Annotated in this window: 10 protein-coding genes and 1 pseudogene; 4 read left to right on the top strand and 7 right to left on the bottom strand. The window is 73.6% G+C overall.

Going from position 1 to position 14,243, the window contains the following annotated elements:
* Positions 1-2: 2 nt before the first annotated feature.
* Positions 3-230: a DUF6458 family protein gene (locus EDJALFJO_RS32125; protein ID WP_088290703.1), complete on the bottom strand. Its 228-nt coding sequence runs from the start codon at positions 228-230 to the stop codon at positions 3-5.
* A gap of 151 nt (positions 231-381) precedes the next feature.
* Here EDJALFJO_RS32125 and EDJALFJO_RS32130 point away from each other — a divergent pair, with 151 nt between their 5' ends.
* On the top strand, positions 382-996 hold the full coding sequence (locus EDJALFJO_RS32130) for a nitroreductase family protein (RefSeq protein WP_088290704.1): 615 nt from the start codon (positions 382-384) through the stop codon (positions 994-996).
* An 8-nt stretch (positions 997-1,004) separates the two neighbouring features.
* Here the strand turns inward: EDJALFJO_RS32130 and EDJALFJO_RS32135 are convergent, their stop codons facing one another.
* The 3 genes from EDJALFJO_RS32135 to EDJALFJO_RS32145 form a co-directional block, all read right to left on the bottom strand.
* Entirely contained in the window at positions 1,005-2,615 is a 1,611-nt protein-coding gene (locus EDJALFJO_RS32135; protein ID WP_088290705.1) for a hypothetical protein, read from the bottom strand.
* Between the two features lie 179 nt (positions 2,616-2,794).
* Positions 2,795-3,781: an aldo/keto reductase gene (locus tag EDJALFJO_RS32140; protein ID WP_088290706.1), complete on the bottom strand. Its 987-nt coding sequence runs from the start codon at positions 3,779-3,781 to the stop codon at positions 2,795-2,797.
* Positions 3,782-3,824: 43 nt separating this feature from the next.
* On the bottom strand, positions 3,825-4,889 hold the full coding sequence (locus EDJALFJO_RS32145) for an acyl-CoA dehydrogenase family protein (RefSeq protein ID WP_198950847.1): 1,065 nt from the start codon (positions 4,887-4,889) through the stop codon (positions 3,825-3,827).
* A 158-nt stretch (positions 4,890-5,047) separates the two neighbouring features.
* Here EDJALFJO_RS32145 and EDJALFJO_RS32150 point away from each other — a divergent pair, with 158 nt between their 5' ends.
* From EDJALFJO_RS32150 to EDJALFJO_RS35915, 3 genes and pseudogenes are all read left to right on the top strand, one after another.
* Complete coding sequence (locus EDJALFJO_RS32150) at positions 5,048-7,534, top strand: DNA topoisomerase (ATP-hydrolyzing) subunit A (RefSeq protein WP_088290707.1); 2,487 nt, start codon at positions 5,048-5,050, stop codon at positions 7,532-7,534.
* 35 nt (positions 7,535-7,569) lie between these two features.
* Complete coding sequence (locus EDJALFJO_RS32155; protein WP_088290708.1) at positions 7,570-8,736, top strand: acyl-CoA dehydrogenase family protein; 1,167 nt, start codon at positions 7,570-7,572, stop codon at positions 8,734-8,736.
* 179 nt (positions 8,737-8,915) lie between these two features.
* Positions 8,916-9,098 (top strand): annotated as a pseudogene (locus tag EDJALFJO_RS35915) (PQ-loop repeat-containing protein); the annotation flags it as partial.
* 468 nt (positions 9,099-9,566) lie between these two features.
* Here EDJALFJO_RS35915 and EDJALFJO_RS32165 read toward each other — a convergent pair.
* The 3 genes from EDJALFJO_RS32165 to EDJALFJO_RS32175 all read right to left on the bottom strand — a co-directional run bounded on the left by EDJALFJO_RS32165 (position 9,567) and on the right by EDJALFJO_RS32175 (position 13,620).
* Complete coding sequence (locus EDJALFJO_RS32165; protein WP_088290710.1) at positions 9,567-10,571, bottom strand: GNAT family N-acetyltransferase; 1,005 nt, start codon at positions 10,569-10,571, stop codon at positions 9,567-9,569.
* A 59-nt stretch (positions 10,572-10,630) separates the two neighbouring features.
* Positions 10,631-11,392 (bottom strand): dienelactone hydrolase family protein, encoded by a 762-nt coding sequence (locus tag EDJALFJO_RS32170; RefSeq protein ID WP_088290711.1) that lies wholly within the window; start codon positions 11,390-11,392, stop codon positions 10,631-10,633.
* A 65-nt stretch (positions 11,393-11,457) separates the two neighbouring features.
* A complete protein-coding gene (locus EDJALFJO_RS32175; RefSeq protein ID WP_088290712.1) occupies positions 11,458-13,620 on the bottom strand; it encodes a type IIA DNA topoisomerase subunit B in 2,163 nt (720 codons plus the stop codon).
* Between the last annotated feature and the right edge of the window lie 623 nt (positions 13,621-14,243).

The following is a 14,243-nucleotide window of genomic DNA, read 5'->3' on the forward strand; positions in this document are numbered from 1 at the left end:
CGTCAGTACCGCGGCGGCGGGTCGACCACGTCCCGGCGCTCGACCACCTCGGTGTGGGTCGTGTTCGCCCGCTGGGCGTTCATGACGAGCGACAGGACGATGGCGAGCACCCCGGCGAGCATGCAGATCCAGCCGACGACCTGGATGTCGAGCCCCGACACAGTCGCCTCGACGGCGAACGCGAGGATCGCGCCGACGACCACGAGCAAGATCCCGATACCGAGTGCCATGTCATGCCTCTCGCGCTGCTGGACGGCTGTCGAGCCCCCGGTACCCCGAAGGTCACCGATCATGCGCGCGAGATCCTCCCGGTCCGCGCGCCCGCCGCACGACCGCACCGCCGCAGGGCCGCCACGACCCCGGCCAGTAGCCTCGGCCGTCATGGAGTACTCCGACGTCGTCCGCCGGCGGCGCATGGTCCGCGCCTACGACCCCGAGCGGCCCGTCCCCCGGGACGCCCTGTTGCGGATGCTCGACCTCGCGGTCCGGGCACCGAGCGCGGGGTTCTCGCAGGGCTGGGACTTCCTCGTGCTGACCGCACCGGCGGACCGCGACCTGTTCTGGCAGGTCACGAGCGACCCGGACGCCGAACCCGACGCCTGGCTGACCGGCATGCGCTCCGCCCCCGCGCTCGTCCTGTGCCTGTCGGACCCGAACCGCTACCTCGACCGGTACGCCGAGCCCGACAAGGGCTGGGCCGACCGGGACGTCGCCCGCTGGCCGGTGCCGTACTGGGACGTCGACACCGGGATGGCCGCCCTCCTCGTGCTGCTCTCGGCCGTCGACGAGGGGCTCGCCGGCTGCTTCTTCGGTGTGCCGCCCGAGCACCAGGCGGCGACGCTCGCCGCCTTCGGGGCGCCGCCCGACCGCCGCGTCGTCGGCGTGTGCAGCCTCGGGTACGCCGCGGCCGACCGGCGCTCGCCGTCGCTGCGGCGTGGGCGCCGTCCGGTCGCCGAGGTCGCCCACGACGGCCGGTACGCCGTCCCGTTCGTCTGATGCTCCGGCTACGAGCCGCCGTCCGCGTAGGGGACCATGACGTCGGTGAGCACCGGGTTGTGGTCCGACGGGATCGTGCCGTTGAAGGTGCCGTCGCTCTTGAGCCGCAGCAGCTGCGCCCAGCCGACGACCCCGACGCCCGGTGAGGCGAAGATGCGGTCCGCGGAGCCGGTGTCCTTCGGCGGCCTGCGCGTGTAGTGGTTGTAGCTGCCGTACTGCTCGTTCGTCAGGTACTGCGCGGCCTCGAGCGTGTCGACGTACCCGTCGGCACGCATGACGACGCCGGGCGGGTCGTACGGGTGCCAGCGGGCCGCGTACGAGCCGACGTCCCCGCCGGTGACGACCGGCACCGGCCCGTGCGCGCTCTGGTACGCGGCGACCCGGTCGCTGAGCGCCTCGGCCTCGGCCCGGCGCTTCACGTCGTAGCCGGCGCCGGCGGCCGAGGTGTTGTGCACGCTGATGACGAGCATCTCGGCACCGGTGGCCTTGTGCCGCAGGCGCTGCCAGGCGGCGAACCGGGTGTTCGGCAGCGTCCAGTTGCCGCCGTTGCCGACGGCCTCGAGGACGTCGCCGTCGTAGACGACGTGCACGCCACGGCGGGCGTAGTCGACGTCACCGGCACGGCCCTGGGTGCGGGCGACGACGTAGCGCGCGCCGAGCGTGGCGGCGAACGTGTCGACCTGCAGGTCGCTGTCCCAGCCGTTCATCCACTCCGAGCCCTCCTGCACGAGGATCACGGCGGGGGCCCAGGGCCTGACGGTCGCAGCGGTCGCGGTGCGCCGGGCCGACGTCCACGGGGCGACGACCTCGCCGGCGCCGAAGTCGCCGCGCGCGCCGTCCGCGAACTTCCCGAGGATGTTGTAGCTCGCGACGCGGACCTTCACCGCGGCCGTCACCGGGGTGGCGGTGTCGGGTGTGGACCAGGCCGAGCGCGTCGCACCGTTCACCGAGCGCACCTGGAACCAGTAGGGCGTCCCCGCGGCGACGCCGTAGGGGGTGAACTGCTTCGTCCGGCCACGGACCGTGTAGCTCACGAGCCCGGTGGTGAAGGCGGGGTTCGTCGCCCGGCGCACCTCGTACCCGGTGACGAGCAGGTCCTGCCACGTGAGCCGCAGCCCCGCGCCGTCGGCGGTCGCCGTGACACCGGGCGTCCACGGGCGCAGCCACACCTTGAAGGTGCCGCCGACCCGCCAGTTCGAGCCCTTGGCCGTCGCCACGCGCACGTAGTACGGCGCGGCCCGGTACGTCAGCCCGGTGAGCGCGAACGCCGGGGTCCTCGACACGTAGCCCTTGCGCGTCGACGACGCCGACCGCAGCTTCGAGACGTACATGTCGTCGTTCTTCGGGGAGATCCACAGCCGGTAGGAGTCGGCGTTGAGGGTGCGAGCGAGCGTCACCCGGAAGGAGGTGTGCGTGACGTCGAGGACGCGCACGTCGACCGGTTTGGTCGCCGGCCAGGACGCCGCGCCTGCCGGAGCGGCGACGGCCCCGACGAGCAGCACGGCGAGCGCGGCGACGAGCGCGCCGCGCAGCCGGGCGGCCCGCAGCGCGCGGCGCGGGCGGGCACGGACGGCGGTGACGGGCCGGCGTTCGACGCCCCCGTGAGGTCCCCCAGGCATGCGGCGGACATCGGCGGGCGGCCACCGGGGCTTGACCGCACGGAACGGGCGAACCCGCACGAGGCGGGCGATCCGCGCCCACCGTGCCCGGTTCGGCCGTCAGCCGTCCGGGTGACCCGCCCCCGGACGGAGCAGCGGCCGCCCGGTGCCGGGGCGCGCTCAGCGGTCGTTCGAGCCGTTCAGTGCCCGAGCACCGGGTGCGGGACGTACGGCGCCTCGAGCGCGGCGACCTCGTCGTCGGTGAGCCGGACCTCGAGCGCACCGAGCGCGTCGGTGAGGTGCCGCTCCTTCGTCGCACCGACGATCGGCGCGGTGACCCCGGGCCGGGACAGCAGCCAGGCGAGCCCGACCTGCGCCATCGGGACGCCGCGCGCCGCAGCGACCTGCTCGACGGCGTCGACGACCGCGTGGTCGGCCTCGGTGTACATCGAGTCGGCGACGGCGTCGCTGCCGGCCCGCACGGTCGCCCCGCGGGCCGCGGCGGCGTCCGCCGGGCGCGGCCGGGTCAGCAGGCCCCGGGCGAGGGGGCTCCACGGGACGACCCCGACCCCCGTCGCCCGGCAGAAGGGCAGCATCTCCCGCTCCTCCTCGCGGTAGGCGAGGTTGTAGTGGTTCTGCATCGACACGAACGGCGTCCAGCCGTGCTCGCGGGCGACGTGCTGCATCGTCGCGAACTGCCACGCGTACATGCTCGAGGCACCGAGGTAGCGCACCTTCCCCGCGCGGACGGCGTCGTGCAGGGCCTCCATCGTCTCCTCGACGGGCGTGTGCGGGTCGAACCGGTGGATCTGGTAGAGGTCGACGTGGTCGGTGCCGAGCCGCCGCAGCGACGCGTCGAGCGCCGCCGTCACGTGCTTGCGGGACAGCCCCGCGTCGTTCGGCCCGTGCCCCATCGGCCAGAACACCTTGGTGGCCAGGACGTAGGAGTCCCGGTTCGTGAAGTACCTGCCGAGCAGCCGCCCGGTGATCTCCTCGCTGACCCCGACGGAGTACATGTCCGCGGTGTCGAAGAACGTGACACCGGCCTCGACCGCCTGCCGGACGATCGGGTCGGCGACGTCCTCCCCCTGCACCCAGGCGCGCCACGCCGGGTCGCCGTAGCTCATCATCCCGAGGCAGATCCGGGAGACCTTGAGGCCGGTGGAGCCCAGACGCACGTAGTCCATGACCGGGAACCTACGACCACGGACCGTCGCCCGCGAGGGCGGGTCAGCGGGCGAAGGCGCCGAGCGCCGCCGAGCGGGCGGGCCGGGTCTGCGCCTGGACGAGCAGGAACAGCGCTTCGCGGGCCTTGCGCTGCGCCGGGTCGGACGCGGCCATCGAGGCACCGGCGCCGGCGACGACGAGCGCCGTCGTGCACTCGACCATGAGCGCCTGCGCGAGCGCCCGCAGCCGGAGCCGGCGCTGCGTCTGCGCGTCCGGGTCGACCTCGTCGAGGAGGTGGTACACCTCGCCCTTCACCGCGAGCACCCGGGACCGCAGCCGCTCGGCGGCGTCGACGGCCTCGGGCTCGTCGCGCCCGCGGCCCCGCGCGGCGAGCAGGTCGAGCGCCGACTCGGCGACCCCGAAGACCGCGGGGACCGGGTTCGCGGAGGGCCGGGCGTCCCGCCGGGCCCAGGCCTCGATGTCGTCGACGAGCAGGACGTCGTCCGGCCCCAGCCGCAGCCCGTCGAGCCGCAACGTCACGGTGACCGCGGAGCGCAGGGCGGCGACGTCCATCGGTGCGGAGGCGGCCAGCCCCGGCTGCTCGCGGGCCGGGACGACCCCGAAGACGACCCGGCCGTCGTCGGTCGCCCCACCGAGCAGGGCGACGTCGTTGATCCCCCAGCCGGTGTACCAGGGCGCGTCGCCGACGAGCCGCCAGCCCGCGCCGTCCGGGACCGCCACGACCGGCCGGGCGGGCCGCCGGCGCAGGTGCGAGAAGGCGATGCCGGCCACCGCCCGGCCGGTCGCGAGGTCGCGCGCGAGGTCCTCGCGGCCGGCGTCGAGGGCCATCGGGGCGCACGTGTGGTGCTGGATCTGGACGAACCACGTCGACAGGTCGGCGCCGGCGATCAGCTCCTGGGTGCGGCGGACGACGGCCGGCGGCGCCCCGAGGCCACCGACGGCGACCGGGGCGGAGACCCCGAGCAGCCCGGCCGCGGCCAGCGCGTCGAGGTGCGAGCGCGGCACCGTCGTCCGGTCGACCTCGGCCGCCGCCGGGGCGAGCAGGTCGTCGGCGAGCGTGCGGGCCGCGACGACGGCGGGATGGGTGTCGATCTCGTCCGTGGCCACGCGCAGATCCTCCCAACACGGTCTGCCGAGCACGCCCCGGGCCCGCACGGGCGGGTCGCTCCGCCACGCCCGGGGCCGGGCAAGGGACAATGCCTGCGACGCCGCCGCTTCCCCACCCTGCGGGCGGCGTCGCACGCAGCAGCGAGGAGATCACCGTCATGGCACGCCGGAGCAGCGCACCGCCGCCCCCGGAGGACTTCACCGAGCGCATCGTCGACATCGACGTCGAGCAGGAGATGCAGGGGGCGTTCCTCGAGTACGCCTACTCCGTCATCTACTCGCGCGCGCTCCCGGACGCCCGCGACGGCATGAAGCCGGTGCAGCGCCGGATCCTCTACACGATGTCGGAGATGGGCCTGCGGCCCGACCGCCCGCACGTCAAGTGCGGCCGCATCGTCGGCGACGTCATGGGCAAGCTGCACCCGCACGGCGACGGTGCGATCTACGACGCGCTCGTCCGGCTCGCGCAGGACTTCACGCTGCGGCTGCCGCTCATCGACGGGCACGGCAACTTCGGCAGCCTGGACGACGGCCCGGCGGCGTACAGGTACACCGAGGCACGGATGGCACGCTCGGCCCTCCTCATGACCGACGGTCTCGACGAGCAGGTCGTCGACCTCGTCCCGAACTACGACGGTCAGCTCAGCCAGCCCGAGGTGCTCCCCGCGGCCTTCCCGAACCTGCTCGTCAACGGGTCGTCCGGCATCGCCGTCGGGATGGCGACGAACATGGCGCCCCACAACCTCGTCGAGGTCGTCGGTGCCGCGCGGCACCTCATCGCGAACCCGGACGCCACCCTCGACGACCTCATGAAGTTCGTCCCCGGCCCGGACCTGCCGACGGGCGGCAAGATCGTCGGCCTCGAGGGCATCCGCGAGGCGTACGCGACCGGCCGCGGCACGTTCCGCACCCGGGCGACCGCCCGGATCGAGAACGTCACGGCCCGCAAGCAGGGCATCGTCGTCACCGAGCTGCCGTACCTCGTCGGGCCCGAGAAGGTCATCGAGAAGGTCAGCGACCTCGTCCAGGCGAAGAAGCTCCAGGGCATCAGCGCCATCGACGACTACTCGGACAACAAGCAGGGCATGCGCCTGGTCATCGAGATCAAGTCGGGGTTCAACCCCGAGGCGGTCCTCGAGGAGCTGTACCGGCTCACCCCGCTCGAGGACTCCTTCGGCATCAACAACGTCGCGCTCGTCGAGGGCCAGCCGCGCACGCTCGGGCTCAAGGAGCTGCTCCAGGTCTACGTCGGGCACCGGCTCGACGTCGTCCGCCGGCGCTCGGAGTTCCGCCGCACCAAGCGGCTCGACCGGCTGCACCTCGTCGAGGGCCTCCTCGTCGCCATCCTCGACATCGACGAGGTCATCGCGCTCATCCGCGGCAGCGACGACACCGCGCAGGCCCGTGACCGGCTCATGCAGGTCTTCGACCTGACCCAGGTGCAGGCCGAGTACATCCTCGAGATGCCGCTGCGCCGGCTCACGAAGTACTCGACGATCGAGCTCGAGAAGGAGAAGTCCGACCTGCAGCGCGAGATCGACGAGCTCACGGCGATCCTCGAGAACGAGGCGCTGCTGCGCGGGGTCGTCTCCGACGAGCTCGCCGCGGTCTCCGCCGAGTTCGGGACGCCGCGGCGCACCGTGCTCCTGGAGTCCGCCGGCCAGACCGTCACCGCGAGCCGCCGGTCCGCCGCGCCGCTCGAGGTCGCCGACGACCCGTGCTGGGTGCTCCTGTCGTCGACCGGGCTGCTCGCCCGGACCGGCTCGGACGAGCCGCTGCCCCCGGTCGACCCGGCGCAGCGCGCGTCGCACGACGTCGTCGTGAGCGCCGTCCGGTCGACGGCCCGCGGCGAGGTCGCGGCGGTGACGAGCCTGGGCCGGATGGTCCGGCTGCCGGTCCTCGACATGCCCGCGCTGCCGCCGACCTCGACGAGCCCGTCGCTGTCCGGCGGGGCGCCGGTCGCGGAGTTCCTGGCGCTGGAGAAGGGCGAGCGGCTGCTCGCGCTCTCGTCGCTGCGCGAGGACTCCCCCGGCCTCGCGCTCGGAACGGCGCAGGGCGTCGTCAAGCGCGTCACGACGGACTACCCGTCGAACAAGGACTCGTGGGAGGTCGTCTCGCTCAAGGACGGCGACACCGTCGTCGGCGCCGCGGAGCTCACCCACGAGGAGTACGACCTCGTCTTCGTCACCGACGACGCCCAGCTCCTGCGCTTCGGCGCGGACAAGGTCCGGCCGCAGGGCCGCGCCGCGGGCGGGATGGCCGGCATCAACCTCGCGACCGGCGCCAAGGTCGCCTGGTTCGGGGTCGTCGACCTGCGGATCCCGGACGGCGAGTGGGGGGCCGCCGTGGTCACGGTCGCCGGCTCGACGTCCGCCCTGCCGGGCACCCAGCCGGGGACGGCGAAGGTCACGCCGTACGCGGAGTTCCCGGTGAAGGGCCGCGCGACGGGCGGCGTGCGCTGCCACCGCTTCCTCAAGGGCGAGGACACCCTGCTGCTCGCGTGGGCCGGGGCTGCACCACCGGTCGCGTCGGCCGCGAACGGCGTCGCCCTGACGCTGCCGACACCCGATCCCCGCCGGGACGGCTCCGGGACGCCGCTGCCGCAGCCGGTCGCCGCGGTCGGCGGGCCCTTCGGACGCGCCTGATCGCTGCCGGCACGGGCGACTGGTTGGCTGGCCGCATGGAGCTCACCCCGCTGCCCGAGCACGACGACCTGCGAGCCGGCGTCCGTGCGGTGTGCGCGGACTTCCCCGGCAGCTACTGGCAGGGGCTCGAGCCCGACCGCTACCCGACCGCGTTCGTCGCCGCACTGACCGCCGCCGGCTACCTCGGGGCGCTCGTGCCCGAGGAGTACGGCGGTGGCGGGGCGACCCTCACGCAGGCCGCGGTGATCCTCGAGGAGGTCGCGGCGTCCGGGGCGAACCCCTCGGCGTGCCACGCCCAGATGTACGTCATGGGGACGCTGCTGCGGCACGGCAGCGAGGAGCAGAAGCGGCGGTGGCTGCCGCGGATCGCCTCCGGTGCGCTGCGGCTCCAGGCGTTCGGCGTCACGGAACCGGAGGCCGGCTCCGACACCACCCGGATCACGACCCGCGCCGTCCGGGTACCGCAGGGCTGGCAGATCGACGGCGGCAAGATCTGGACGTCGCGCGCCGAGCACTCCGACCTCATGCTGCTGCTGGCCCGGACAGCGCCCCGCGCGGACGGCGCCGACCCCTCCGCCAGGCCCTCCGACGGGCTCTCGACGTTCCTCGTGGACCTGCGCGGCACCCCGGGGATCGAGATCCGGCCGATCGCGACGATGATGAACCACAGCACCACGCAGGTCTTCCTCGACGGTGTCGTCGTCTCCGAGGACGCCCTCGTCGGCGTCGAGGGGCAGGGGTTCCGGCAGATCCTCGACGGCATGAACGCCGAGCGGATCCTCATCGCGAGCGAGTGTCTCGGCGACGGCCGGTTCCTGCTGGACCGCGCCGTCGCCTACGCCTCGCAGCGCGAGGTCTTCGGCCGGCCGGTCGGCGCGAACCAGGGCGTCCAGTTCCCGCTCGCGCACGCCTACGCGCACCTGCGCGCGGCCGACCTCGTCCGGCTCGACGCCGCCCGCCGGTTCGACGCCGGGCTGCCGTGCGGGGCAGAGGCGAACATGGCCAAGCTCCTCGCGAGCGAGGCGTCGTTCGCCGCCGCGAACGCGAGCCTGGACGCGCACGGCGGCTACGGCTTCGCCGTGGAGTACGACGTCGAGCGCAAGTTCCGCGAGACCCGGCTCTACCGGACGGCGCCCGTGAGCAACAACCTCGTCCTGGCCCACCTCGGCCACCACGTCCTCGGGCTGCCGAAGTCGTACTGACCCGTACTGACCTTGTACTGACCCGTCCTGACCCGGGTCCGGCCCGACCTCCGCGCCGAAAGCACCACCTCGTCTAATAACTCACGGTAGTGTTTGACTACATTCAGTAGTCATACGGACGGGCGCCCGACGGGGGCAGCCCCGGGCCGCAGTCCACCACCGTGCAAGGGGAGTCCCTGATGACCGGCCTGTCGGGGGCGAGCACGGCCGACGTGCTCGGGGTCGCGGGGATCGTCGTCGCCGCGTGGGCCACGGTGCCGCAGCTCGTCCGGATCGTGCGCGGGCGGTCGGTCGCCGGGGTCAGCGTCGCCGCCCTCGCCAACGCCGCGGTCAGCCAGGTCGCCTGGACCACGTACTCGCTCCGGCTGCACGACGGCTGGCTCCTCGGGGCCTCGGCCGTGGGGCTCCCGGGTGCGCTCGGGACGGCCTGGGTCGCCTGGCGGGCGAGCCGCCGCCGGGCGGACCTCGCGCTGCCCCTGGTGTGGGCGGGCACGCTGGTCCTCGCAGCGACGGGTGAGGTGCTCGGCGCGTGGCGTCTGCTGGCCTTCGTCGTCGGCGGGTCCATCACGTGGCTCGTGCTGCCGTCCGCCGTCGAGGTGTGGCGCAGCCGGGACGTGCACGCCGTGGCGGCGGGCACATGGTGGCTGCTCGTCGTCGAGGCCGTCGTGGCCGTCGCGTACGGCCGGGTCACGTCGACGACGGCACCCGTCGTCTTCGGGCTCGTCGAGGTCACCGGGGCGGCGGCGGTGCTGCTGCGGCTGGCGCTCGCGACACGGGCGCTCCGGCGGCCCGGACCGCGCCACCGCGGCGCCGGCGTGACGCCGCCGGCGTCACCGCCCCCGATGCCGCCAGGTCCCCGTCGTGCTGCGGACCTCATAGCCCATGCCGGTGTAGAGGGCCAGCGCCCCGCTGACGTTCTCGGCGTCCACGTCGAGCCCGGCGTACTCGATGCCGTCGGCGGCGAACCGCCGCATCGACTCGGCGAGCAGCGCCTTCCCCAGCCCGCGGCCGCGCCATGACTGCACCACGCCGAGCCGACCCGTCCAGCCCTCGGTGAAGCCCTGCGGACCCCAGTCCGGCTCGTAGCCGGCGCTCGTCGCGTACCCGGCGATGCCGCCGTCCGCAGGGTCCCCGCTCAGTGCGACGACGCTCCAGCCGGGCCGGAACCAGCGCTGCTCGACCGCCCACAGCCGCCACTCCTCGGGCGTCCACGGGACGTAGCCCCAGTGCCCGTCGAAGGCCCGGTTGTGGGCCGCCAGCAAGGGTTCGGCGAGGTCCTCGGTGTACGTGACGAACCGGACGCCGTCGGGCACCCGGACGTCCGGGACGACGCCGCCGGCCGCCGGCAGCGCGCGCAGCATGACGTGGTTGAGCCGGACCTTCTCGAAGCCGGCCCGGGCGAGCAGCCGCACCGCTGACGACACGTCTTCCTTCGCGGAGACGTACACGGCGGTCGGGCGCCCGTCGCTCGCGGCGTCCCGGATCTCGCCGGCCCGCGCGACCTGCCGGCCGAGGAGCTCGCGCCCGATGCCCAGACCCCGGCGTTGCGGGTCGACGCCTCCCCAGAGGGTGACGCGGCGCTCGGCGGACTCCCCCGGCCGCACGAGCGTCAGCCCGAAGGCCCGGGCCACCCCGTCGGCGTCGACGCCGAGGAGCGTGTCGCGCTCGAGGTCGAGCCACTGCGGTGCGAGCTCGTCGTGCAGGTCCTCGACGGTGAGGTGCTCCTCGCCGCCGTCCGCCTCGACGCACGCCTCGAGCAGGCGGTGCCAGGCGGGGACGCGCCCGGCGGAGAGCGGGACCCAGGTCAGACCAGGGTGCGCGGGTTCGGCGGCCATCCTCCGAGGGTCGTGCGGGCGGCCCGCACAGGGCAACCGGGTTTCAACGGACCGGTGCACTACCGCACCGGTCGGGTCTCCGTCACGCGGTCGGTGAAGGCGACGATCCGCTGCCAGGCGTCGGCGCAGGCGTCGGCGTGGTCGGCGAACGTGCGGTCGAAGAACGAGTGCGGCGCCCCGTCGTAGACGTGGACCTCGACGTCGGCGCCCCCGGCCCGGACGTCGTCCGCGACGGCGACGACGTCCATCGACGCGATCGCGTGGTCGGCACCCGCGACGAGCATGAGGACCGGCGCGGCGACGTCCGCGGCGCGCTCCGCGAGCAGGGCCGGCCGGCCGTAGAAGCCGATCGCGCCCGCGAGCGTGCCGTCGGCCGCCAGCACGCTGCCGGCCAGCCCCCAGGAGTGCCCGCCGCCGAAGCAGAACCCGACGGTGAGCACGGGGAGCGCGCCGTCCGGCGAGACGTGCCCGATCGCCGCGGCGACGTCGGCGAGGATGTGCTCGGGGGTCACCTGCGGCACGTGGGTCTGCCACTCGAACGTCTCGTCGCGCATCGACGCCCCCGCGGTGCGGGCGAAGTAGTCGATCGCGACCGCGTGGTACCCGGCCTCGGCCAGCCGCTCGGCGAGCGCGCGGTAGTACGGGTGCAGGCCGCGGATGTCGGGCAGGACGACGACGGCCGCCCGCGGCTCCCCCGCCGGTACGGCCTCGAACGCCGCGAGCACGGCGCCGTCGGAGGCGGTCAACCGCAGCTCGGCGGTCGAGGCCACCTCGCCGACGACGGGCGGGGCGGGCGGGCGCGAGCCGGTCTCGTGGCACATGACCCGAAGGCTAGGCCCCGCAGCGGGTCACGGCCACGTCGACGCCGCGGCGCGGCCCACCCGTGTCAGGCGTCGATCCGCTCCCGGTCGAGCCGCGCGGCACCGTCGACGATGAAGTCCTTGCGCGGTGCGACGTCGTTGCCCATGAGGAGCTCGAAGACCCGCTCGGCGGCCGCGGCGTCCGCCATGCGCACGCGGCGCAGGGTGCGGTGCCGCGGGTCCATCGTCGTCTCCTGGAGCTGGTCGGCGTCCATCTCGCCGAGACCCTTGTAGCGCTGCGGCGGGCTCTTGTACTTGCGGCCCTTCTTGTCGAGCGCGGCGATCGTCCGGTGCAGCTCGGGATCGCTGTAGGTGTACACGTACTCGTTCTTCTTCGAGCCCGCGTTGACCACCTCGATCCGGTGCAGCGGCGGCATCGCCGCGTAGACCCGGCCCGCCTCGACGAGCGGACGCATGTACCGGAAGAAGAGCGTGAGGAGCAGCGTGCGGATGTGGGCGCCGTCGACGTCGGCGTCCGTCATGAGGATGATCTTGCCGTAGCGCGCCGCCTCGAGGTCGAACGAGCGACCGGACCCGGCGCCGATGACCTGGATGATCGAGGCGCACTCGGCGTTCTTGAGCATGTCCGAGATCGACGCCTTCTGGACGTTGAGGATCTTGCCCCGGATCGGCAGCAGCGCCTGGAAGTCCGAGCTGCGCGCCTCCTTCGCCGTCCCGAGGGCGCTGTCCCCCTCGACGATGAAGAGCTCGGTGCGCTCGACGTCCTCGCTGCGGCAGTCCTTGAGCTTCGTCGGCAGCGACGAGGTCTCGAGCGCGTTCTTGCGCCGGCTGATCTCCTTGTGCTGGCGGGCCGTGACGCGCGTGCGCATCGCCCCGACGACCTTCTCCAGCAGGAGCGCGGACTGCGCCTTCTCGACCCGCTTCGTCGAGGTGAGCAGCGCGGTGAGCTCCTTCTCGACGACGCGGGACACGATGCCGCGCACCGCGTTCGTCCCGAGGACCTCCTTGGTCTGGCCCTCGAACTGCGGCTCGGCGAGCCGGACCGTGACCACCGAGGTGAGCCCCTCGAGGACGTCGTCCTTGTCGAGCTTGTCGTCCTTGCCGAACTTCAGCCGGCGCCCGTTCTCCTCGACGACCTTCTTGAAGGTCTTGACGAGCGCCTGCTCGAATCCGGCGAGGTGGGTGCCCCCCTTGGGGGTCGCGATGATGTTGACGAACGACCGGACCTCGGTGTCGTAGCCGGTGCCCCAGCGCATCGCGACATCGACGAAGCACTCGCGCTCGACCTCCGTCGGCGTCATGTGCCCGCGGGAGTCGAGGACCGGGACGGTCTCGCGGAAGGTGCCGGTGCCCTGCAGCCGCCACACCGAGGTGACCTCGGGGTCGGTGGCGAGGAACTCGGCGAACTCGCCGATCCCGCCGTCGTGCTGGAAGACCTCCTCGACCGCCCCGTTCTCGCCGGGCGTGCCGGGCAGGCCGCGCTCGTCCCGGACGACGATCCTCAGCCCGGGCACGAGGTAGCTGGTCTGCCGGGCCCTGGTGACGAGCTCGTCGTAGGCGAACGCGGCGTCCTTGAGGAAGATCTGCCGGTCGGCCCAGTAGCGGACCCGGGTGCCGGTCACCCCGCGCTTGACGCCGCCGCGGGCGCGCAGCTCGGAGCGCTCGACGAACGGGGTGAACTCCGCGTCCGGGTCGGGCCCGCCGCTGCCGTCGCCGAAGATGCCGGGCTCACCGCGACGGAAGCTCATCATCCACGTCTTGCCCGAGCGGTCGACCTCGACGTCGAGCCGCGCGGACAGCGCGTTGACGACGGACGCGCCGACACCGTGCAGACCGCCGGACGCCGTGTACGAACCACCACCGAACTTGCCACCGGCGTGCAGCTTGGTGAAGACCACCTCGACGCCGGACAGGCCCGTCTTCGGCTCGACGTCGACCGGGATGCCGCGGCCGTCGTCGTGCACCTCGACCGACCCGTCGGCGTGGAGGACGACCCGGATCGTGTGGCAGAAGCCACCGAGGGCCTCGTCGACCGCGTTGTCGATGACCTCCCAGAGGCAGTGCATGAGCCCGCGCGAGTCGGTCGACCCGATGTACATGCCCGGGCGCTTGCGGACGGCGTCGAGCCCCTCGAGCACCGACAGGTGCCGGGCGGTGTAGCCGGAGGCGGCCGCAGTCCGGACGTCGGCCTGCGCGCGGGCACTGCGGTCGGTCGTCGGCTGGGCCACGGGGGCGCGCTCCTCGCGTTCAGGACGGCCCCCGGCGCCCCCGTCGTCGGGCACGCCGCAGGGCGTTTCGTTCGTACGTCTGATCGAGGCTACCCCGCGGGCCGCCCGCACCTGCTGAGGCACGCCGGGAGGGGCCGTGGCGCGACCGGCCTGCGCCGCAGAGCCGTCACCCACGGTGACGTTACGTGACGGAAACCTCGAAAACCCTTGCGGCGCAACGCCCGAGCGCGGGGGTCGCAGCACGATCCGCGCCCGATGTCGTGACGTCCGGTATGCGTCGTGACGTGCGCCACATCCCGCTTGTCGCTGAGCGCTACGCGGAGAGCGAACGCACGCGTGGGGGCTGACCGGGAACGGGTACGGCTGCTTCACTGTTGGAACAGGCGTCGCCGCTGACAGCGGCGACNGGGTGGTGCGTGCGGTCGTCGCTCGCGACGTCCGTGTCTTACCAGGGAACGAAGAGTGACCACGCACCGTCAGTACCGCCGAGTACCACCCGCACCGCCGCACCACCCGCACGAGGATCCCTGCAAGTGCTACTGAACCGCCGCGGGCGACCGACAAGGACGTCGAGAGCGACGACCGCACGCACCACCCGCTCCACCCCCTGCAACACCCCTGCG

The organism is Kineosporia sp. A_224 (assembly GCF_002198655.1).
Classification (GTDB): Bacteria; Actinomycetota; Actinomycetes; order Actinomycetales; family Kineosporiaceae; genus R-H-3.